Genomic DNA, 18990 nt, shown 5'->3' with positions numbered 1-18990 from the left:
CCACCGCGCCGCCGACGACTGCGCCGCCCACCACGGCCCCGCCGACCACGCCGCCGCCGACCGGTAACGGCTGTTCCGCGTCGGTCGCGATCAACCAGTGGAACGGCGGCTTCACCGCGAGCGTGAACGTCACCGCGGGCTCCGCGGCCATCAACGGCTGGACCGTGACCGTCGCGCTGCCCGGCGGCGCCGCGATCACCAGCACCTGGAACGCCCAGGCCAGCGGCACCAGCGGCACCGTCCGGTTCACGAACGTGGGCTACAACGGGCAGGTCGGTGCCGGCCAGACGACCAACTTCGGCTTCCAGGGCACCGGCACCGGCCAGGGCGCGACCGCGACCTGCGCCGCCTGACCGGACCCGACGCCGGGGCCCGGCGCGGAGGAACGCCCTCCGCGCCGGGCCTCTCACTTCCCCGCTGCTGTCCGCAACGGAGTCACGGACCGCCGCGCCCTCCTCAGGTTGAGCGCCAGCTCCTCGCGGTTCTGGTGCGCGTGGCGGATCCACGCCGGCTGGCCCGGGCCGGTGCGCCAGGACTCGCTCAGCGGACTGTTGTCCACAGTGTCGAAGCCGAACCGGTCGTACAGCCGCGTCACCAGTTCGACCGCCTCCGGGTGGTCGCTGGAGACGGACAGCGCCAGCCGGTCGGGCGCGCCGGCAGGCCGGGCCGAGGTGAGCAGCCGGGGCGCCTGGATATGGGTGAACGCCTTGGCGACCTTCGACGTGGGGAGCTGTTCCTGGCGCAGCTCGTGGACCGTCTTCTCACCCGAGTCGAGGACCGGGATGTTCCCGTCCCGCCAGACCATGTAGTTGTTCGTGTCCAGCACGACCTTGCCGGCCAGCTCCTCGACCGGCATGTCGTTCACGACCTTGAGCGGCACGGCGACGATCGCGAAGTCGCCCGCTGCCGCCGCCTCCGCGGCGTACGCCGCCCGCGCCGACGGCCCGAGTTCGGCCACGAGGTCAGTCAGCGTGTGCGGCCCCCGGGAGTTGGCGATCACGACCGCGTATCCGGCCGCTACCGCCGCGCGGGCGAGCTGGCTGCCGACCTCACCCGCGCCGATGATGCCGATGGTTGTCATCGTCGGTGTCCGTCAGCGGGCGGCGGTGAGCTGCCGGAGCATCTCGGCCGAGTCGTGCAGGGCGGTCATCTGCACGAACCGCCCGTCGCTGACCTTGTAGATGGCGTACTCGACGATCTCGAACGAGGCGCCGGAGGGCGGTACGCCCAGCCACTCCTTGACCGGCGTGCCGTAGTTGATCGCGCGGACGGCGATCCGGTCGCGGTCGAACAGCAGTTCCTCGACCTCCCAGCGGAGGTCCGGAACGGCGTCCACGTCATGCTTCTGCACCGCGATCACGTCGTCCCGGGTGCCCGGCTTGCCGTTCAGCATCACCTTGTCGTTGATGAACTCGTCCATGCCGTCGAACTCGTGGGCGTTGAGCGCGGCGACGTAGCGCAGGTACCAGTTGCGGAGATCGTTCTGAGTCATGTCACTGTCCTCTGATGTGCGGATGATGCGCGGATGATGTGCGGCCCTCGGCCGAGGTCGCGGCGGACGGCTACCAGCTCAGGGGCCCGGAGTCGTCCTGGAGGGTTCCGGTCGGGCCGTCGGGGGGAAGCGTCGCCAGGCGTACGACAGTCCTGGCGCTCTCCGCCGGGGTCCTGCCGCCGCCGATCGCGGCGGTCAGGTCGGTGGCCGTGTAACCCGGCTCGACCGCGTTGAACTTGATCCCCGGCTGGGACTTGGCGTACTGGACGGTGATCATCGTGGCGGCGGACTTCGACGCCGAGTAGAGCGGCGACGTCAGGGTGAACTCCGGCCGGTCGGGGTTGCTGACCGCCCAGAAGGAGCCGGCGCTGCTCGACACCGTGACCACGGTCGGATTGGACGACCTGCGCAGCAACGGCAGCGCCGCCTCCGTGACGCGGACGATCCCGACCACGTTGGTGTCGAAGACGCGCAGGGCGGTCGGCCCGTCGACGACGCCGTTCTCGGCGATGCCCGCGTTGTGGACGAGGACGTCCAGCCGCCCCTCGTCGGCGTCGACTGTGGCCAGCGCCTTGGCCACCGAGGCGTCGTCGGTCACGTCGAGCGGCACGAATCGTGCTCCCAGGGCCGAGGCGGCCTCCTCGCCTCGCCCGGTGTCGCGCGCTCCGACGTAGACGACGTGCCCCAGGTCGAGAAGCTGTCTGGCGGTCGCGAAACCGATGCCCTTGTTCGCGCCGGTGATCAACGTGACGGTCATGATCTTCCCTCGTGTCGCAGTTTTGTACTGATCGGTTCGTGGATCACCGTAGCAGCTTTCTGTACCGATCGGTTCGTGGCTTGGGTCACTTCTGTACCGAGCGGTATAGTCGAGGCATGGGCACTGAGACTCCGACCCCGGGACGGCCGCGGGCCTTCGACGAGCAGACGGTCCTCGACCGGGCCGCCGAGGTCTTCTGGCAGCAGGGCTACGAGGGCGCGTCGCTGAGCTCACTCACCAAGGCGATGGGCATCAACCGGCCGAGCCTGTACGCCGCGTTCGGCAGCAAGGAAGAGCTGTTCAAGCGGGCCTTCGACCGCTACCACGAAACCAACCTCGCGAACGCGCGCGCCGCCCTCGAACAACCGACCGCGTACGCCGCGATCGAAGCCTTCCTGCGTGCCAGCGCCGACAACCTGACCGCGGGCGGCCACCCCGCCGGCTGCCTCTCCATCCAGGGCGGCCTGGCCTGCTCCCCGGAGAACGCCCGCATCTCCGAGATCCTCGCCGCCGGCCGCGCGGCCACCGAGGCCGCGCTCGAAGCGCGGCTGTCCCGCGCGGCGAAGGAGGGGGATCTCCCGGACGGCCTGGACAGCCGGGCGCTCGCCCGTTTCGTGATGGCGCTCAGCGAGGGGCACGCCGTCCACGCCGCGGCCGGCGCGAGCCGCGAGGACCTTCAAGCCTCCGTCGACGTCGCCATGCGGGCCGTCGCGGCACTCCACCCCGGTTCCGCGCCGGCGGCGTCCGCGTAGTCGATGTCGGCCTAAGTTCTGGGTGGACTCAGAAGCGACGGCGGACCCATCTGCCGATCATTCCTAGCGTGAACAGCAGCATGAACAGGAACGTGCCTGCGCGCCAGTTGTCGCCGCTGGTGTTCCGCCCGGTGTAAGCCGACATCCCGTAGAAGAAAAAGATCACGTTGGCCGGCAGGACGACCAGTAGCGCCTTGGTGTCGAGGTGCGGCCCGCGCTTCTGCGCAAGGTTGTTGTTGATGTTGATGTTTCCGGTCTGCGTGGCGTAGACGTTGCCCGAGTTGGTGTTGATGTTCTGGCCCGGGGTTCCCTGCTGACCGGAACTCATTGCGACCTCACCATCAGGTGCGGTGCGGCGCCCGGTCGTGCCACCAGTTCGGCGATGCGCGGATCGGCGGCGCCGTTCACGCCCAGCATGGCGGCCGCCTGCTTGAACGCCTGCGGAACGGTTCGGCCGAACCCCAGAGCGGAATAGAAGGAAGCGGCGAATGCGATGGCATCGTCGTCGGGGACGGCCGCGTTCATGCCGACGACGTAGTCGACGTATCGACTGATGGCCTGTACTGCGGTGGCGGAGTGACAGGCGTTGACGACGACGACCCGAAGGTTGTCGCTCGTGGCGTGGAAGAGCTCCGCGAGAGAGGCGAGGCTGACCGATCGGGCGATGCCGTCGTCTGCAGACAGCAGGATCTCCCCGCTGCGATCACCGTGACCGCTGAAGTGGACGATGTGCGGGCGGTGCTGATTGAGGTACTGAAGGAGATCCATCGGACGGACCGCCCAGCAGGTGATGAGTTCGAACACCTCCCGGTCACGGGAGAGGCGTAGGCGCTCCGTGATCTGCCGCGCCTCCTCGTCGATGGCCAGCCGGGCGGTGGCCAGGGGATTCGCGGCGAGCATGAGGATCCGGATCCGGATCCGGTCGTCGGGAGACGCCGTTTCGTGAATGTTGACGTCGCCGGTCTGCGTGGCATGGACGGAACCGCTGTTGGTGCTGACGTGCTGGTGCCAGCCGGTGCCGGCGACCGACTTCTTCGCGTCCCTCATGCGCTGCCACTCCATCATGATCTGTCGACGTCGGATGACGGCGACGTGCCGTCGGCGGCTGTGGGCAGCCCACCGCCCTGGCTGTCCCTACGGCTACTACTGACGGACAGCCGTCCGTCAGTAGTAGCCGTGCGATGCCTGTCAGGTCCGACGCCGACGCCGCCTGCCGGCCCTCATTTGGAGCTATGCCATGGCTGAAGTGCGCCGCAGGATCTACGTGACCTCGCCCGGCTACGACGACATCGGGCGGGTGTTGAAGTCGATGGGCGTCGGATACCAGAGCTTTTCGGGTTCGTACGACTGTTCACTCTTGTTCGTCAACTGCGGCACCCCCGACGCGGTGGATCCCCGCAAGCTGGCCGAGTTCGTCGACGCCGGCGGCTGTCTTTACGCGTCCGACCTCGCCGGCGACTTGTTGGGGCTCGCGTTCCCGGAGCTCTTCGTCTTCGCCGGACGCGGCGGTGGGACTGGCGAGATAGACGCCCTCGTTGTCGATCGGGAACTGCGCGAGATATCCGGTCGCATGATCAGGATCAGGTTCGACATGGGCAGCTGGAAGGTCCTGCGCCACTGCCAGGGCCACGCCATCATCCGGTCGGCCAACCCGGGCGAGTACGCCGATCTCCCGATCATGGTTTCGGTTCGCTGTGGTCGCGGGACGATTTTCTACACCTGCTTCCACAACCGGTCCCAGCAGTCGGTCGAGGAACAGCGCATCCTCCAGTTGCTGGTGCTCAAGCAGATCGGCCTCACCGAGGGTTCCAGTGTTGAGCAGGTCGGCCGATCGCTCGGTGTTCAGGTCAACGAGTTTCGTCGCGACTTCAGGAGCTGATGCGGCGGTGGGGAGGAGGGAGATGTCTCAGGCGGTCGAAGGGCAGGTCGTGATGCCCTTCTACGTCCTCTGCGACGTGTCGGGTTCGATGTGGGCCGACATGCCGGCACTGAACGCCGGCCTTGCCCAACTGCGTCAGGCCATCATGCGCGACCCGGTGGTCGACGACCTGGCGATGATGAGCGTCATCGCCTTCGCTGACACGGCTCATACAGTCGTACCGCTGAGCTTCCCCAGCCAGGTGGAGTCGCCGACCCTCGTATCCGGGGGTCTCACCAACTTCGGGCCGGCCTTCCGCGAGTTTCACCGGGCCTTCGAAGCGGATCGGATCCGCTTGAAGAGCGAAGGGAAACGGATCTTCCGTCCGTGCGTGTTCTTCCTCACCGACGGTGAGCCGACCGACGGCGATTACGCGCAGGTCTTCTCGTCGCTGCTGCGCTATGACGTGGTCACCAAGCAGGGCAACCCGCGGTATCCGTATGTGACCGCCTTCGGCTTCCGCGAGGCAACGGCGGAGACCATGCAGACCCTGACGTACCCGGACTTCGGCGAGAAGCGTGGCCGCTACTTCCTGGCCCGGGAGGGCGCCGTGGTCTCGGAGATCCTGAGCGCGATCGCCGGCGCGATCGCCGGCGCGATCGCCACCTCGGTCGTCGGCTCAGCGCTGAGTACCGGCAGTGGCAAAGCCCAGTACATGCCGCCCGCGAAGGACTCTGTCGGCGGCATGAAGGGCAGCCTCATCCGCTGAGGGGCGGGCTGTCCGTCAGGGAGGAGCAGGCGGGATTCCGCCGTCCCCCAAGACCATCGGAGGAGAAGCCATGTCCGAGCGGGCCACCGAGGGGCAGGTAGTGATGCCCTTCTACATCGTCTGTGACGTGTCCGGATCCATGTGCGGCGACATGGCCGATCTGAACGCAGGAGTCACCGGTCTGCGCCAGGAGATCATGAAGGACCCCGTCGCCGACGACCTGGCGATGCTCAGTGTCATCGCGTTCGACGACACCGCCCGCACCGTGATGCCCCTCAACTTCCCGAGCGCGATGGAACTGCAGACCCTGAACTGTGGTGGCCTGACCAACTACACAGCTGCCTTTCAGGAGTTCCACCGGGCATTCGAGGCCGATCGGGTCCGGCTGAAGAGCGAAGGCAAGAGGGTCTTCCGTCCGTGCGTCTTCTTCCTCACCGACGGCGAGCCGACGAGCAGGGACCACCTGCAGGTCTTTCAGCAGCTGCTCGGGTACGACCCGGTCACGAAGCAGGGGAACCCCCGCTACCCGTACGTCACGCCGTTCGGATTCCGTAGCGCGACGGAGGAGTCGATGAAGGCCCTCGCCTACCCCAACTTCGGTGAGAAGAAGGGACGCTACTTCCTGGCGAAGCAGGGCGCATCGGTCCCGAGCCTGCTCAAGGCCATCTCCGGAATGATCGGCACCTCGGTGCTCTCCTCCAGCCTGAGCGGCACTGTCGGGACGTTCCAGTACACCCCGCCGGCCACCGACGCGTCGCCGGAACTGGAGGGCAGCTTTGTCGACTGACGTGTGGCGGCGCACCGAGACGCCCGGGGCGAAGCCGTACGTGATCGGCGATCCGGGCCGTGCCGCCACCCAGCTGGAACCCGGCCCGCCCACACGCTTCCCGGACTCGGCCGATCATGAGCTGAGCGAGTGTCGAGTGCCAGGCGCACAGGTCCGTGCCGCCAGCGTACGAGGAATCCTGCACCGCTATCGCAATCAGCCGCGGCAGGACCGCTTCTCCGTGGTCTTCGACCCGCCCACGATGACGCTGGTCGTTACCGTCTGCGACGGCGTCGGGCAGTTCCCCCTGTCGCAGGAGGCGGCCGGGTTCGCGGCGGCCGACGTACCTCGCGCCTACCTCCGTCACGGTGACTGGCAGATCGCCGTGACCGAGGTCAACGAGCGTCTCAAGGACTTCGTGGCGACGGCAGGGAGCCGTCCGCACCTCGATCACGTCCCTGATGGCGTCCGGATGGCGACAACCCTCGTGGCTGCGGCGATATGTCTCGATCCGGACGCACGGCACGTCTCCGTCGCCTGGACCGACGACTCGTCGGCCTGGTTACTGGCCGACGGCCGGTGGCGGAATCTGACGCACGATCCGGCCGCCGGCGATGACGACAACGGCTTGCACTCCGGCCGGGTCAGGGCACTGCCGCACGCGGATCCCCGGCTCAGGACGGCCGAGCACCTCCTCGGCGACGGACCGATCTTCCTCATGACCGATGGCGTCGGCGTCCCGCTCGAGGGCTCCGTGCAGGTGCGTGAGACCCTCGCCGGCTGGTGGGCCACCGCCCCCGACGTCTTCACCTTCGCTCAGCAGGTCGGCTTCGCGCGGAAAGGCCACATGGACGACCGCACCGTCGTCGGTGTCTGGTTCGAGGCGAGCCGGCCGTGATCCGCATCGACAAACGCCGGTTGGGCACACTCAAGCCGCTCGGCCAGGGCGGGATGGCACAGGTGTATCTCGTCGGTGACCACATTCCTGAGGTGCCGGGCAGGCTCGCGTTCAAGGAGCTGTTGCCGTCCGTCGACGCGAAGAACCGTGGACCGATGCTCAGCACGATGCGGCAGGCTGTTGCGCTGCGTGACGCGATGAGCCCGGCGGAGCAGGCCGAACTCGACCTCCTCACCGTGTGGCCGCTGGCCATGGTTCATGAGAGGGGCACCGACGTGGGCATGCTCATGCGGTGCCTCCCCGACGACTTCTTCATCGACGCCAATGGCGGACGCCGGGTCTTCGAGTTCCAGTTGCTCGGCGCCGACCCGAGCCAGGCCAAGGCAAACGGCTTCGACAAGAGCCGCGCGCCGGCCGACAAGGACCTGGTCCGCCTGGCGTTGATGGCCCGCCTCGCGTACGCGATCGAAGTGATTCACCGGCCACGCGGTGGCCGGCATCTCGTCTACGGCGACATGAACCTGCGCAACGCCGCCGTGGCCACCGATCCGCCACGCATCCTGCTGATGGACTGCGACGGGGTGGCCGACGCCGCCGACGCCAACCGGATCCAGCCGCACACACCGTTCTTCGTGCCACCGGAGGTGCGGAAGAAGCAGCAGAAGCTGCAGGACCAGCTCACCGACGTCTACAAACTCGCACTGTGCGTGATCCGGGGCCTCGCCACCGGGCGCGGCTCAACCCAGCTGGACGACCCGGCCAGCCCGCTCGTGCCCGCGGGCCTGCTCGACCAGATCGGCATCGACCTGCTCAACCGCGCGCTCAGCGAAGACCGTGCCCAGCGGCCGACCGCGCAGGAGATCAAGGAATACCTCGTCGGCCGGGTGCTCGATCTCGCTGACCCACCGACACTGCTGTCCGCGGCGCTCAGCACCGACGTGACGCTGCGTGGTTCCGAGGTCTTCGTCCGCTGGCAGCACAAGGGCGGGAAATCGGTCCGCATATTCAGCGATGTCAACAACTTCTCCGTCGGGGATCTCGACCCCGACGGCTACCCGAACGGCTATCCGATCAAGCCTCCTACGGCGTGCGAGATCCGGGTCGCAGTCGTCAACGACCACGGCGAGGACGAAGGACCGGCGGGCCGGCTGCACTACTACGAGATGCCACCGGTGCAGGTCTCGGTCAACCCGCCGGCAGTCGTGCTGCCGGACCTGCCCGTGATGCGGCTGCCTCGTACACACGCAGAGCTTCCGCCGTATCCACTGCCCGCGGCGGACGTCGTTCCGCTGCCACCGTTGCACTGGCCGCAGGTGCCGCCGGTTGACCTCGCGCCGGCTGTGCCTGAGGCGCATACATCGAAGCAGCTACGGGACGTGATCGGGAGCGCCTACCGCGCCGCCGACGTCGGGGTCGACGCCGCGATCCGCGAAATGCTGCGGCGCACAGCACAGAAGCTTCGTGCGGATTCCAAGCAGAAGGCCTCTGCCAACGCTTTCCCTCCCCCGTGAAGACCTTGAAGGACTGATACAGATGCAGAGATCCAGCACATTTCTGGCTCGCCTCGGCGGTGCCGACCCGGGCGTGCTCGCCCGCGCCAAGCAGATCAGCCGAGGCGGCGTGGCCAAGGACCAGGCCCGCTTCGTGGCGCTGGGACTCGTGCTGCTCGCCACTGCCGGCCTGGCCGTGGTGTCGATGGCCTTCGCGATGACCGACGGGCTGCGCGTCGGTGTGGCCGGCGCGGTGCTCATCGGCATCTTCTGGGGCGTGATCATCCTGGTCGTCGACCGTGCGCTGATCCTCAGTCTGAAGCCGACCGGCAGCAAGTGGTTGCTTTTCTGGATGGTCCTGCCGCGGATTCTCATGGCGGCTCTGCTCGGCCTGGTCATCTCGACTCCGCTGACGCTGCGCATCTTCGCCGACGAGATCGAACAGCAGATGACCCTCGACAACATCAGGAAGGCGGAGGGTGCGTCGATCGTACTGGCCGAGGGAAACCGCCAGAAGGAACTGGCGGATCTCAAAGGGGAGATCACGAAGTACGAGCGATACCTCGCCGGCGAGGTCGCAGTCAGCTCACCCGTCCTGGCCGCCGCCGAGGCGGAGCACAAGCAGGCTACGACCGACTACCAGACGAAACAGGCGAGCGCAGAGAAGGCGTGGGCTGCCTGGCGGTGCGAACTCGACGGCGAGCTCTGTGAAGCCGGCAGCGGCAAACGGGGCGACGGCCCGCGCGCCAGTGCGCTGCGGCGGGAGTACGACCGCAAGGAGAAGGACGCGACAGCGGCCCGGAAGCTCGTCCAGACGAAGCTCGCAGCCCTGGAGAAGGCCCGGGCGGAGTTGCGCCAGGACAGCAGTCGGACGGTCTCCGAGGCGCAGGACGAGGCCAAACGAGTGCTTCCGGGCCTGCGCCAGCAGCGCGACATCCTTCAAGCTGCGATCCAGAGTGACTTGGACACGAGCAACAAGGAAGCCGCCGACAACACCGGGCTGCTGGCACGCCTGGCCGCGTTGGCTCACCTGGGGGACGAGAACGGCTGGGCAAAGCTGGCTCATCTGCTGGTAGCCGCACTGTTCTTCATGATCGAGCTACTGCCTGTCGCGATCAAGTCGCTGTCCATTCTCGGTCCACCCAGTGCCTATGACCAGATCGACGAACTCGACACCAAGGAGGTCGTCAAGGCAGCAGGACGGCAGGAGTACATCGACAAGGATCTGGAGAAGCGCAAGAAGCGGATTGCTGAGGCGGTCCATGACGAGGTCGAAGCGGTGATGCTCGAACTCGCCACTGACCAGGTCGAAGCGTGGAAGCAGAAGGTGAGACAGATGTCTGTCCAGCCGCCCCGGAGCACCGGCAAGGGCAGTGGCCTCCTCTGGCCCGGCAACGGCCAGCCTGCACAGGCCACCGGATCGGGCGCGCCGTCGGCCCGGGCCACCGTCACGGGTCGACGTTCGGCGGCAGCGAGGGTCGCTGCCGCGCTGAACCTGCCCCCGTCGGCCAAGCGCCCGTCATGAGCTCCGTCGGCATGACCCCGTACTGGCCCGCGGAGGAGGACTGGGCCGGCTTCCTGGTGGTGATCGTTCCCGTCGGTCCGCTGCCGCTGCCCGCCGACGAACTGTGCCGGCAGGTGCAGGCGCAGATCGATGCCGACCCCGTACTCTACGACCTGGTCACGGTGCGGCTCGCTCCCCGTTTCAAGCTCACACCGGAGTGGGACCGCGCCTTCGTGAGGACTGTGGTCGAGGCAGCGATGCCGGCAGGCCACTTCTTCGCGCCGCGGGGCGTCATCGGGTTGGTTGTGGTGTCCGACGACCGGGAGAAGCTCCGCAACGTCTTCGACAGCCTGCGTGATCTGCCACCCAGCAGACGTCTGTGGGCGCGGATCTTCGGCACCGGCGTACGGGACTCCCGCAACGGCAGCTCGCCGACCGCCGCCGGAAGAGTCGCGAGCACTGTCAACACACTCATCGAGATGTACGACGAGCAGCCGCAGATCGCCCTGAACGAGTCAACGTTCCTCGGTCGGGTCGGCGCTCTGATCGAAGAGGGTTACCTGAGCCCTTCGGCGCTCGGTCCCGAGCCGTCCCCGGCCTCGGCTTCGGCTGCGGGGCCGGTGTCGGCTCGAGAGCGACCGGGGCCGGTCGTCGAGTCGCCGCGCGCCACCGCGTCGGCACCCGTAGTCGAACGGCGGCCAAGTGTCGTACCGGCTCCCGACCCGGTGCCGGCGGATGTGCGAACCCCGGCCGCCCGGAACGCGGGGGCGGCGAAGAAGCCCATGCTGGAAGCGGTGATGTACGACGGCTCCGAGATCGTGGCCGTGGACCAGCGCACACCGATCCAACGCCTGACCGGTCGGCAGCAGACGGATGCCGCCTGCATGGACGAGCTTCATCGGGGCGGAACGGCGGTCGGGCTCGTCCATCTCGTCTTCGTTCCGGACGACGGTGTCGTGCCCAGGCGGGTGACGAAGCGGCGCAACGAGGTTGCTCTGGAGCTCGATCAGCTGTTGGATTCCGTCGAGCTCGACGTGGCGAGCGGCCAGCCGAGCCGCATAGCAGTCGAAGTCCTCTCGGCGACCAATCCGTTGCAGAAACACGGCGTACTGCGCGTTGCGGGCACCATCACCGAAGTCGCGCTGCCAAAGGTGAAGATCGAGTACTTCTCGATGGCCGACATCGTCGAGCCGCTGCTCGACGCGGCGGGCCGAACCTCACGTGCACTACACGCCCGCGGAGTGCAGGTCGTCAGCCAACACTTCGTCTTCCTGGCTGCGATGAGGTTCCCGGCCGACGAGGCGACCGAGGACGACTGGGTCAGACTGCTCGACCACGGCCGAGTCACATGGGTCGACTTCAGCCCGACCGGAGGACGTCAGGCGCTGCACCCGATGCCGCCGTCGCCGTTCGGCCTGCATGTGCTGACCGACAAGGAGGACGTACTGGCGGTGATCAAGGAGCAGTCCGGAGTCATGTACCGGTATGCGCAACGGCTACCCACTCAGGCGGCTCCGCGCGACACGTCTGAGCGCGACGGACACGAGCCGATCGCCTCGACGGCCAGTGGCCGGCGCTGGTGGCGATTCGGCAAACGGCCGGGTGAATGAGGACCTTCCTCAACACTCGTGCCTGAGAGTCACCCCGTGAACGCACTCAGCTACTTCCCAGGTGGTGTTGGTAGCTTCCCGGGTTGACGGCCTCCATTATGGACGTCGTTGATCCCGTTGCGACACAAGGGATTCGCGTGACGGGCAGCATCTGCACGGCATGACGACGGGCCTGCGCACCGAGGTGGCGATCCGCGGCGCGGTCGACAAGGGCGACCTGGACCCGGTGTACGTGCACCCGCTGCCGGTGCAGGAGCGCATCCTCGAGGCGTTCGGCCGGCTCGGCTTCGGGTTCAAGGGCGCGGACCTGGAACGCGGGCACATCTCCGGGCTGCATCAGAGCCTGCCGTTCTACCAGGAGGTCGAGTACTACGCCGCCCCGCAGTACGCCCACGGCGTCAACGAGGTCGAGCTGACATTCGTCGCGAACGAGCACGGCGTCGACGTGGTGCTGGAGTTCGACAAGCGCGGCGGCCTGTTCGCCGGAGGCCACGACTCGTACGGCCGCTACCACGCCGCACACGCCGACGCCGATCGCGTCGACTGGGCCGCGCAGGTCGACAACTGGGTCCGCCAGGCCCTCGACGGCTACCCCGGATACGGGAACGCCGCGTACGGCCACCTCGGCGGGCACCACAAGGAGCACCACCGGGAGCATCACGGCGGCCCGGGCATGGGTGCGGTCGCCGCGGGCGTGGTCGGTGGTGCCGCCCTGGGCTTCGCCGGGGGCATGGTCGCCGACGAGGTCTTCGACCACTTCGGCGACGACGAGGGCGGCGACGAGGAGGCGTGAGCGGTGCCCGCCCGTGACCCGTACTTCCGCACCGCCAACGCCCTGGTCGCCCAGACCGGCACCAAGTAGCACCACCGCCGGCGGCCCGGGAGACTCCTCCGGGCCGCCGGACGTCGGCTCCAGCCGGTGTGGTTGGTTCCGGACGCTTCCGGGCAAGGGCTCGTCGGCACCTGTGTCGGCGGCCCGCCGGGACGCTGGCACACGAACCACCCACACCGCGACGTACGACGAGGGGAAACAGCCGATGGCGGCGGAGGGGAGCACCAAGGCCGTGGTGACGGCGCTGGTCGCGAACCTGGGTATCGCGGTGAGCAAGTTCGTGGCCGCCGGCATCACCGGGTCGGCGTCGATGCTTGCCGAGGGCGTGCACTCGGTGGCGGACTCCACGAACCAGGCCCTGCTGCTGGTCGGCGGCAAGCGCGCCCGCCGCGCCCCGACCGCGCTGCACCCGTTCGGCTACGCCCGCGAGCGCTACGTCTACTCGTTCATCGTCGCGATCATCCTGTTCACCCTCGGCGGGTTGTACGCCCTCTACGAGGGCTACCACAAGATCAGCGACCCGCACGAGCTGTCCTCGCCGCTGATCGCCGTCGCCGTCCTGCTGATCGCGATCGCCCTGGAGGGCTTCGCCCTGCGGACCGCGGTGAAGGAGGCGAACAAGGTACGCGGCAAGCGCAGCTGGGTCTCCTTCGTCCGCCACGCCCGCGCCCCGGAACTGCCGGTGATCCTGCTGGAGGACGCCGGCGCCCTGCTCGGCCTGCTGTTCGCCCTGTCCGGCGTGGGCCTGAGCGTGCTCACCGGGAACGCCCTCTTCGACGGCATCGGCACCCTGTGCATCGGCGTCCTGCTGGTCGTCATCGCCGTCGTCCTCGCCGTCGAGACCAAGAGCCTGCTCATCGGCGAGGCGGCCCTGCCCGAAGAGGTCACCGCGATCCACACCGAACTGGTCTCCACCCCCGGCGTCGACCGGGTCATCCACCTGCGCACCCTGCACCTCGGGCCGGAGGAACTCCTGGTCGCGGCGAAGATCGCCATCAGCACCTCCGACCGGGGAGCCGACGTCGCCGCCACCATCGACGACGCCGAGGCGCGGATCCGCCGGGCGCTGCCCACCGCCACGGCCATCTACCTCGAACCCGACATCGATCGGCAGCCCGCCCGCACCAGCGCCACCTGACCCGGAGGTTCGGGTCCGTGCCCGGGTCAGCGACGTCGGCGTAGCGCCGAGGGAAGCGGCGGGGACTGCACTGCCTTTGCGGGCTGACGGCGGAGCGGGTCAGTCGGCCTGGGCCGGTGTGTCCGGCGTGGACCTGGGGCGGCGCTTGCGTGGTGCGGCCGAGCGGGGCGGCAGCGCGCGCATGTGGTCGCGTACCCGGGTCATGATGTCGCCGAGGTGGCGCACGTCGTCGTCGGAGAGCGGGTTGAACAGCAGCAGCCGCGACACCTCGATGTGGCCGGGCAGGATCCGGCGGAACAGGGCGGCGCCCGCGTCGGTCAGGGCGACGAGGGTGGCTCGTTCGTCGCCGGGAGAGCTGCTGCGAGTGATCAGGCCGGCCTTCTCCAGCAGTCCGGCCTGATATGTCAGCCCGCTGCGGCTGTAGACCACGCCGTCGGCGAGCTGGGTCATGGTCAGCGGCGTCTCGGACCGCGCGAGGTTGGCCAGCAGTTGGAACTGCACGTAGCTGATGCCGCCCTCGGTGCGTAGCTGCTGCTCGACGTGGTGTTGCAGCAGGCTGACGGCCTCCAGGAGCGCGAAGTAGGTCTGCAGCTGTTCGGGGTGCAGCGGCGGCACCCCGTCGTCGCTGCCGTCCCCCGCCGTGCGGGTGGATGTCATGTGCGCACCTTACCTGCTTCGAACTCGCAGCATTGTGAGTGGTGTCACGCCTCGTCCGGCTTTGCTTCGAACTCGAAGCGACCTAGAGTCGAGTCATGCTTCGAGTTCGAAGCGATCACCCGAGGAGGACATCATGAAGGCAGTGCGCTACCACTCCCACGGCGGCAGCGACGTGCTCACCTATGAGGACACCGAACGGCCGGTGGCGGGAGCCGGAGAGGTGGTCGTCCAGGTGGCCGGCACCTCGTTCAACCCGGTGGACGTGGCGATCCGCGCCGGCTACCTGCGGGACGTCTTCCCGCTGACCTTCCCCCACACGCCGAACTTCGACGTCGCCGGAACCATCACCGAGGTAGGCAAGGGCGCCGGCAACTGGAACGTCGGTGACGCGGTCCTGGCGTTTCTGCCGATGGCCGCTCCGGGAGCGGCCGCCGAGTACGCGGTCGTCCCCGCCGATGCGCTTGCCGCCGCGCCGCGTACCGGCGAACTGGCCGACGCCGCGGCCCTGCCCTCCGCCGGCCTGACGGCCTGGCAGTCGCTGTTCGAACACGCCGGCCTGACCAGCGGGCAGCGCATCGTCGTCAACGGTGCGGGTGGCGCGGTCGGCGGATACGCCGTCCAGTTGGCCAAGCAGGCCGGTGCCGAGGTGACCGCAACCGCCAGCGCGCGCAGCCGCGACCGGCTGCTCTCCTACGGTGCCGACCGGATCGTCGACCACACCACCACCGCGCTCACCGACGTCGTGGCGGGCGAACGGTTCGACGTGGTGCTGAACCTGGCGCCCGTCACTCCCGAACAGGGCGTCGAGCTCGTGGATCTGGTCGCCGACGGCGGCGCCTTCGTGAGCACCACCGCTCCGGGCCCGGAGCAGCCCGGACGCGGCATCCGCACGGTACGGGTGTTCGTCCGCAGCGACGCCGCCCAACTCGCCCAGCTGGTGGCCCGCGTCGACGCCGGTGACCTGCGCATCGACGTCGGCCAGCGGCGGGCCCTGCGCGAGCTGGCCGCCGTGCACGACGAGTCCGAGGCCGGTCGGCTGGCCGGCAAGACCGTCCTCATTCCCTGAGTCACCCGCCCCCTTCGCGGGGCGTCTGCCACAACCCACCCCCTGTACGGAGGACAGATCACGATGACGACGGCATTCGAACCCGTCAGCCTCGCCGGCACCAAGCTGAGCAACCGGATCGCGATGGCGCCGATGACCCGCAGCCGCGCCTACGGCCCGGGCGCCGCGCCGACCGCCGACACCGCCACCTACTACGCCCAGCGCGCCTCCGCCGGCCTGATCATCACCGAGGGCATCCAGCCCTCGGTGATCGGCCAGGGCTACCCCAGTACGCCGGGCCTGCACAGTGCCGAACAGGTCGCGGCGTGGCGTCAGGTCACCGGCGCCGTCCACGCCCAGGGCGGGGTCATCTTCGCCCAGCTCATGCACACCGGCCGGATCGGTCACCCCAGCCTGCTGCCCGAGGGCCTCGTCCCGGTCGGTGCGTCACCGGTCGCCGCCGCCGGAAAGGTGTTCACCGCGCAGGGTCCACAGGACTTCGTCACCCCCCGCGAGCTGACCGACGCGGAGATCCTCACGACCATCGGCGATTTCGCCGCCGCTGCCCGCAACGCCGTTGCCGCCGGGTTCGACGGCGTGGAGGTGCACGGCGCCAACGGCTACCTGCTGCACCAGTTCCTCTCCACCAACGCCAACCAGCGCAGCGACCGCTGGGGCGGCACGGTCACCGGCCGAATCCGGCTGACCGTCGAAGTCGTCCGCGCGGTCGCCGACGCGATCGGCGCCCACCGGACCGGACTGAGGATCTCTCCCGCCAACCCGTTCAACGACATCACCGAGGACGAACACCGGCACACCTACACCGCGCTGGCCGACACTCTCGACCCGCTCGGCCCGGCCTACCTGCACATCGCCGAGGCCGACGACCGCGACCTCACCCGTGAGCTGCGCCGCCGGTGGGACGGCCCGCTGATCCTCAACCCGTTCACGCCCGGAACGGTCACCGGCCCCGAGCAGCTCGCGCTGATCGAGGAGGGCACCGCCGACCTGATCAGCTTCGGCGGCCTGTTCCTCGCCAACCCGGACCTGCCCGCCCGGCTCGCCGCCGCCGGGCCCTACAACACACCCGATCCGGCCACCTTCTACGGCGGCGACGCCCGCGGCTACATCGACTACCCCACGCTCGACGGCAGCCCGAGCGCGGTGAGCTGACCACCGCCGCCCGCAAGGCCTGCCCCGCCGGACGCTGCGGGCAGGCCTTGCCCGGAGCGACATCGGCCGGCTACCGCACCAGTGGACCGACCTGCTGTGCGGTGAACCGGACGAAGCCCTCGAGGTCGGGTTCGTCAGCGGTGGGCTGCAGGATCACGGCGTCGGCTCCGGCGTCCCGGTAGCGGTTCACGACAGCGGCGACGGCGGCTGCGTCGCCGGCCGCTGTGGCGTCCCAGCCGTCCGACTCGTCCCAGGACTCCAGCTCGCGTGCCATGCGTGCCTCGGCGTCGGGGCCGGTCGCCGCATGGACGTACACGGTGACGGCCTTGGCCGTCGACCTGACGGCGGCCACCTCCTGCGGAGGCGTGCCGGCGGTCAGCAGGATCCCGTCGGCGACCTCGCAGGCGAGAGCACGCGTCTTCGGCCCGGTCGCGCCGGCGTAGATCCGGGCCGGGCCCAGCGGCGGGTAGTCCAGCTTGACCTTGTCGAGCTTGACGTACCGACCCGACATCGTGACCGTCTCGCCGTCCAGCAGCGCCTTCAACGCCTCGACGTGCTCGCGCAGCAGCGTCAGCGGCGAGCCCACCCGCGCGCCGACCTGCTCCATCCAGTCCTGGACGCCGTGGCCCACGGTGAGCAGCACCCGGTCGGGGAAGAGCCGGTGCAACGTGGCGGCCTCCATCGCGAGTGCCGCGACGTTGCGGAACGGCACCGGCAGCAGCCCGATGCCCACCGCCAGCCGGTCGGTCCAGGCCAGTGCCGCGGCGGCGGTGGCGATGCCGCTTTCGAGGAAACAGTCCTCCCAGAGCCACAACTGGTCGAGGCCGGCTTCGTCGGCAGCGCGTGCGACGGAGCGGAGGCGTTCGGGTGGATTCTGGGGCCGGAACACCACACCGAGAGTCGTCATGACGGCCAAGCCTAGCCGCGGAGCGGCCCCGCCACCTGTGCTCGCTCGCGCTCACGGTCCGGCGCAGCCAGTGGCTGACCCGGAGGCGGATCAGTTCTGCGAGATCGAGAAGCCGAGAACCACCGTGGCCGACACCACCACGTGTCCGGGAGCGAGTGCGTGGGGCCGTACCCGCCGCGAGGGCCTCCGGAGAGCTGCGTCGTGGGCGGTGGACGCGACCAACGCGGGCCCGGGTACGTCGTCGACCGTGCGGCGGCCTTCATGGGCCGGTAGGTGGCATCGCATCGGGTCGTCGTCGCCACGGCTCGCGCCCTGCGACTCGGCGGACCAGTCATCCTGATGACCGTCGGCCAAGAAATCTAGGTTGGAACGACTAGACATCTTCCGGACTGTGGCATACTCTTCTTCGAGTCGAGAGGAAAGATCCGTCAAGACGCAGACGGACCGTCCGGCCGTGAGGACACGACGGGCGGCTAGGAGAGGAACATGCTTCACCGTTCCTCCCGAGAGCAGTAAGAGCACGTCAGTCCCGGCGTGACATACGCCGGGGTGCAGGTGGGGCCAAGGCTCTTTCAGGGCTCCAGCTGATGTTCGCCGCACGTGTCGGGGCTGTGAAGTCGCGTGGGCTCCGGCGCCGGCAGACCGTACGACAGCAAGGGAAAGAAGTAGCAGAGGAAAGGGAGGGCCATACACCGTTGGATCGCCCGCCGTCGGCCGTCATGTCAGGCCGGGCGGACACCGCAGTTTCCATCGAACGAGAGGTGGTCTCCGGTCACGCATATGCGATCCTCGCGCCCGAAGCCGTCAATGACGGCTGGTGCGGATACGACAAGCCGACGTTCCGGTCGGTAGATGGTGTTCTGACCCGTAACCCTGGGCCCCGGCGCTTGTGCGCCGGGGCCCTCGACGTGGAGGTGACATGGGGCTAAACCCCGAAGACATGTTCGGCGATGAGAACTACCCGGCCTACACCATCGGGCAGGCCGCGGAGATGCTCGGCACCACGCAGGACTTTCTGCGTCGCCTGGACGAGGCGAAGTTGATCAACCCGCACCGCTCCAGCGGCGGGCACCGCCGCTACTCCCGCTACCAGCTGCGCCTGGCCGCCCGGGCCCGCGAGATGGTCGACGGCGGCACCGCCCTGGAGGCCGCCTGCCGGATCATCATTCTCGAAGACCAACTCGAGGAAGCGCTCCGGCAGAACGAGAAGGAGTAGCCGGGGCCGCGGCGACAGGACTGACCAGCCCCACTTTTCGTCCGAGGTCGCCGGTGAGCGAGGAGCGGGCCGGCCACCAGGCGAACGTCTGGGTTCCCGCCTCGGTCCGGGCAGCCCGTCGAGGAC

The 18990-nt window shown here is 68.7% G+C and carries 20 protein-coding genes and 1 pseudogene; 14 read left to right on the top strand and 7 right to left on the bottom strand.

From position 1 onward, the window contains the following. Positions 1-353: cellulose binding domain-containing protein (locus F8279_RS12775; RefSeq protein ID WP_192580687.1), on the top strand; the 353-nt coding region annotated here is incomplete at its 5' end. A 53-nt stretch (positions 354-406) separates the two neighbouring features. Here F8279_RS12775 and F8279_RS12770 read toward each other — a convergent pair. The 3 genes from F8279_RS12770 to F8279_RS12760 all read right to left on the bottom strand — a co-directional run bounded on the left by F8279_RS12770 (position 407) and on the right by F8279_RS12760 (position 2249). Continuing rightward, on the bottom strand, positions 407-1081 hold the full coding sequence (locus F8279_RS12770) for an NADPH-dependent F420 reductase (protein WP_151500042.1): 675 nt from the start codon (positions 1079-1081) through the stop codon (positions 407-409). A 12-nt stretch (positions 1082-1093) separates the two neighbouring features. Next, the gene (locus F8279_RS12765) at positions 1094-1492 is read right to left on the bottom strand and encodes an ester cyclase (protein WP_151500041.1); all 399 of its coding nucleotides are present in this window, start codon (positions 1490-1492) and stop codon (positions 1094-1096) included. A 70-nt stretch (positions 1493-1562) separates the two neighbouring features. Then, on the bottom strand, positions 1563-2249 hold the full coding sequence (locus F8279_RS12760; RefSeq protein ID WP_151500040.1) for an SDR family NAD(P)-dependent oxidoreductase: 687 nt from the start codon (positions 2247-2249) through the stop codon (positions 1563-1565). A 116-nt stretch (positions 2250-2365) separates the two neighbouring features. Between F8279_RS12760 and F8279_RS12755 the strand changes: the two genes are divergently transcribed. After that, a complete protein-coding gene (locus F8279_RS12755; RefSeq protein WP_151500039.1) occupies positions 2366-3001 on the top strand; it encodes a TetR/AcrR family transcriptional regulator in 636 nt (211 codons plus the stop codon). 28 nt (positions 3002-3029) lie between these two features. On the opposite strand, the gene F8279_RS12750 is transcribed toward F8279_RS12755, so the two are convergent. Both F8279_RS12750 and F8279_RS12745 read right to left on the bottom strand, forming a co-directional pair. Continuing rightward, complete coding sequence (locus F8279_RS12750) at positions 3030-3329, bottom strand: hypothetical protein (RefSeq protein WP_151500038.1); 300 nt, start codon at positions 3327-3329, stop codon at positions 3030-3032. Beyond that, positions 3326-4048, bottom strand: coding sequence for a CHAT domain-containing protein (locus tag F8279_RS12745; protein ID WP_192580686.1), 723 nt, complete (start codon positions 4046-4048; stop codon positions 3326-3328). The genes F8279_RS12750 and F8279_RS12745 overlap by 4 nt, the downstream gene beginning before the upstream one ends. Positions 4049-4238: 190 nt before the next feature. Between F8279_RS12745 and F8279_RS12740 the strand changes: the two genes are divergently transcribed. The 9 genes and pseudogenes from F8279_RS12740 to F8279_RS12700 all read left to right on the top strand — a co-directional run bounded on the left by F8279_RS12740 (position 4239) and on the right by F8279_RS12700 (position 13866). Then, positions 4239-4880 carry a hypothetical protein gene (locus tag F8279_RS12740; protein WP_151500036.1) on the top strand — a complete coding sequence of 214 codons (642 nt, stop codon included), beginning with the start codon at positions 4239-4241 and terminating at the stop codon, positions 4878-4880. Between the two features lie 22 nt (positions 4881-4902). Beyond that, positions 4903-5628: a hypothetical protein gene (locus F8279_RS12735; RefSeq protein ID WP_151500035.1), complete on the top strand. Its 726-nt coding sequence runs from the start codon at positions 4903-4905 to the stop codon at positions 5626-5628. Between the two features lie 70 nt (positions 5629-5698). Then, positions 5699-6415, top strand: a complete 717-nt coding sequence (locus tag F8279_RS12730; RefSeq protein ID WP_151500034.1) for a VWA domain-containing protein — start codon at positions 5699-5701, stop codon at positions 6413-6415. Continuing rightward, positions 6405-7292 carry a protein phosphatase 2C domain-containing protein gene (locus tag F8279_RS12725; RefSeq protein ID WP_175438604.1) on the top strand — a complete coding sequence of 296 codons (888 nt, stop codon included), beginning with the start codon at positions 6405-6407 and terminating at the stop codon, positions 7290-7292. The genes F8279_RS12730 and F8279_RS12725 overlap by 11 nt, the downstream gene beginning before the upstream one ends. Continuing rightward, positions 7289-8803: a hypothetical protein gene (locus F8279_RS12720; RefSeq protein ID WP_091414947.1), complete on the top strand. Its 1515-nt coding sequence runs from the start codon at positions 7289-7291 to the stop codon at positions 8801-8803. The genes F8279_RS12725 and F8279_RS12720 overlap by 4 nt, the downstream gene beginning before the upstream one ends. Before the next feature lie 22 nt (positions 8804-8825). Further along, a complete protein-coding gene (locus tag F8279_RS12715; protein WP_151500033.1) occupies positions 8826-10307 on the top strand; it encodes a DUF4407 domain-containing protein in 1482 nt (493 codons plus the stop codon). Positions 10308-10318: 11 nt separating this feature from the next. Beyond that, positions 10319-11896: a hypothetical protein gene (locus tag F8279_RS12710; protein WP_151500032.1), complete on the top strand. Its 1578-nt coding sequence runs from the start codon at positions 10319-10321 to the stop codon at positions 11894-11896. 142 nt (positions 11897-12038) lie between these two features. After that, positions 12039-12689, top strand: a pseudogene (locus F8279_RS12705) (sporulation protein); the annotation flags it as partial. Between the two features lie 244 nt (positions 12690-12933). After that, entirely contained in the window at positions 12934-13866 is a 933-nt protein-coding gene (locus tag F8279_RS12700; protein ID WP_091414957.1) for a cation diffusion facilitator family transporter, read from the top strand. Between the two features lie 99 nt (positions 13867-13965). On the opposite strand, the gene F8279_RS12695 is transcribed toward F8279_RS12700, so the two are convergent. Next, positions 13966-14523, bottom strand: a complete 558-nt coding sequence (locus F8279_RS12695; protein WP_091414961.1) for a MarR family winged helix-turn-helix transcriptional regulator — start codon at positions 14521-14523, stop codon at positions 13966-13968. A gap of 133 nt (positions 14524-14656) precedes the next feature. Between F8279_RS12695 and F8279_RS12690 the strand changes: the two genes are divergently transcribed. Both F8279_RS12690 and F8279_RS12685 read left to right on the top strand, forming a co-directional pair. Then, entirely contained in the window at positions 14657-15589 is a 933-nt protein-coding gene (locus F8279_RS12690) for an NADP-dependent oxidoreductase (protein ID WP_091414965.1), read from the top strand. Between the two features lie 63 nt (positions 15590-15652). Continuing rightward, on the top strand, positions 15653-16741 hold the full coding sequence (locus F8279_RS12685) for an alkene reductase (RefSeq protein WP_151500031.1): 1089 nt from the start codon (positions 15653-15655) through the stop codon (positions 16739-16741). A 70-nt stretch (positions 16742-16811) separates the two neighbouring features. Here the strand turns inward: F8279_RS12685 and F8279_RS12680 are convergent, their stop codons facing one another. Continuing rightward, positions 16812-17648: an LLM class flavin-dependent oxidoreductase gene (locus F8279_RS12680; protein WP_151500030.1), complete on the bottom strand. Its 837-nt coding sequence runs from the start codon at positions 17646-17648 to the stop codon at positions 16812-16814. A gap of 919 nt (positions 17649-18567) precedes the next feature. Here F8279_RS12680 and F8279_RS12675 point away from each other — a divergent pair. Beyond that, positions 18568-18864, top strand: a complete 297-nt coding sequence (locus F8279_RS12675; RefSeq protein ID WP_091414976.1) for a helix-turn-helix domain-containing protein — start codon at positions 18568-18570, stop codon at positions 18862-18864. Positions 18865-18990: the final 126 nt, after the last annotated feature.

Origin of the sequence: Micromonospora sp. AMSO1212t (assembly GCF_008868145.1) — a bacterium.
Classification (GTDB): domain Bacteria; phylum Actinomycetota; class Actinomycetes; order Mycobacteriales; family Micromonosporaceae; genus Micromonospora; species Micromonospora tulbaghiae.
Note: the sequence above shows the minus strand (reverse complement) of the source record. Positions and strands in the feature narration are given on the sequence as shown.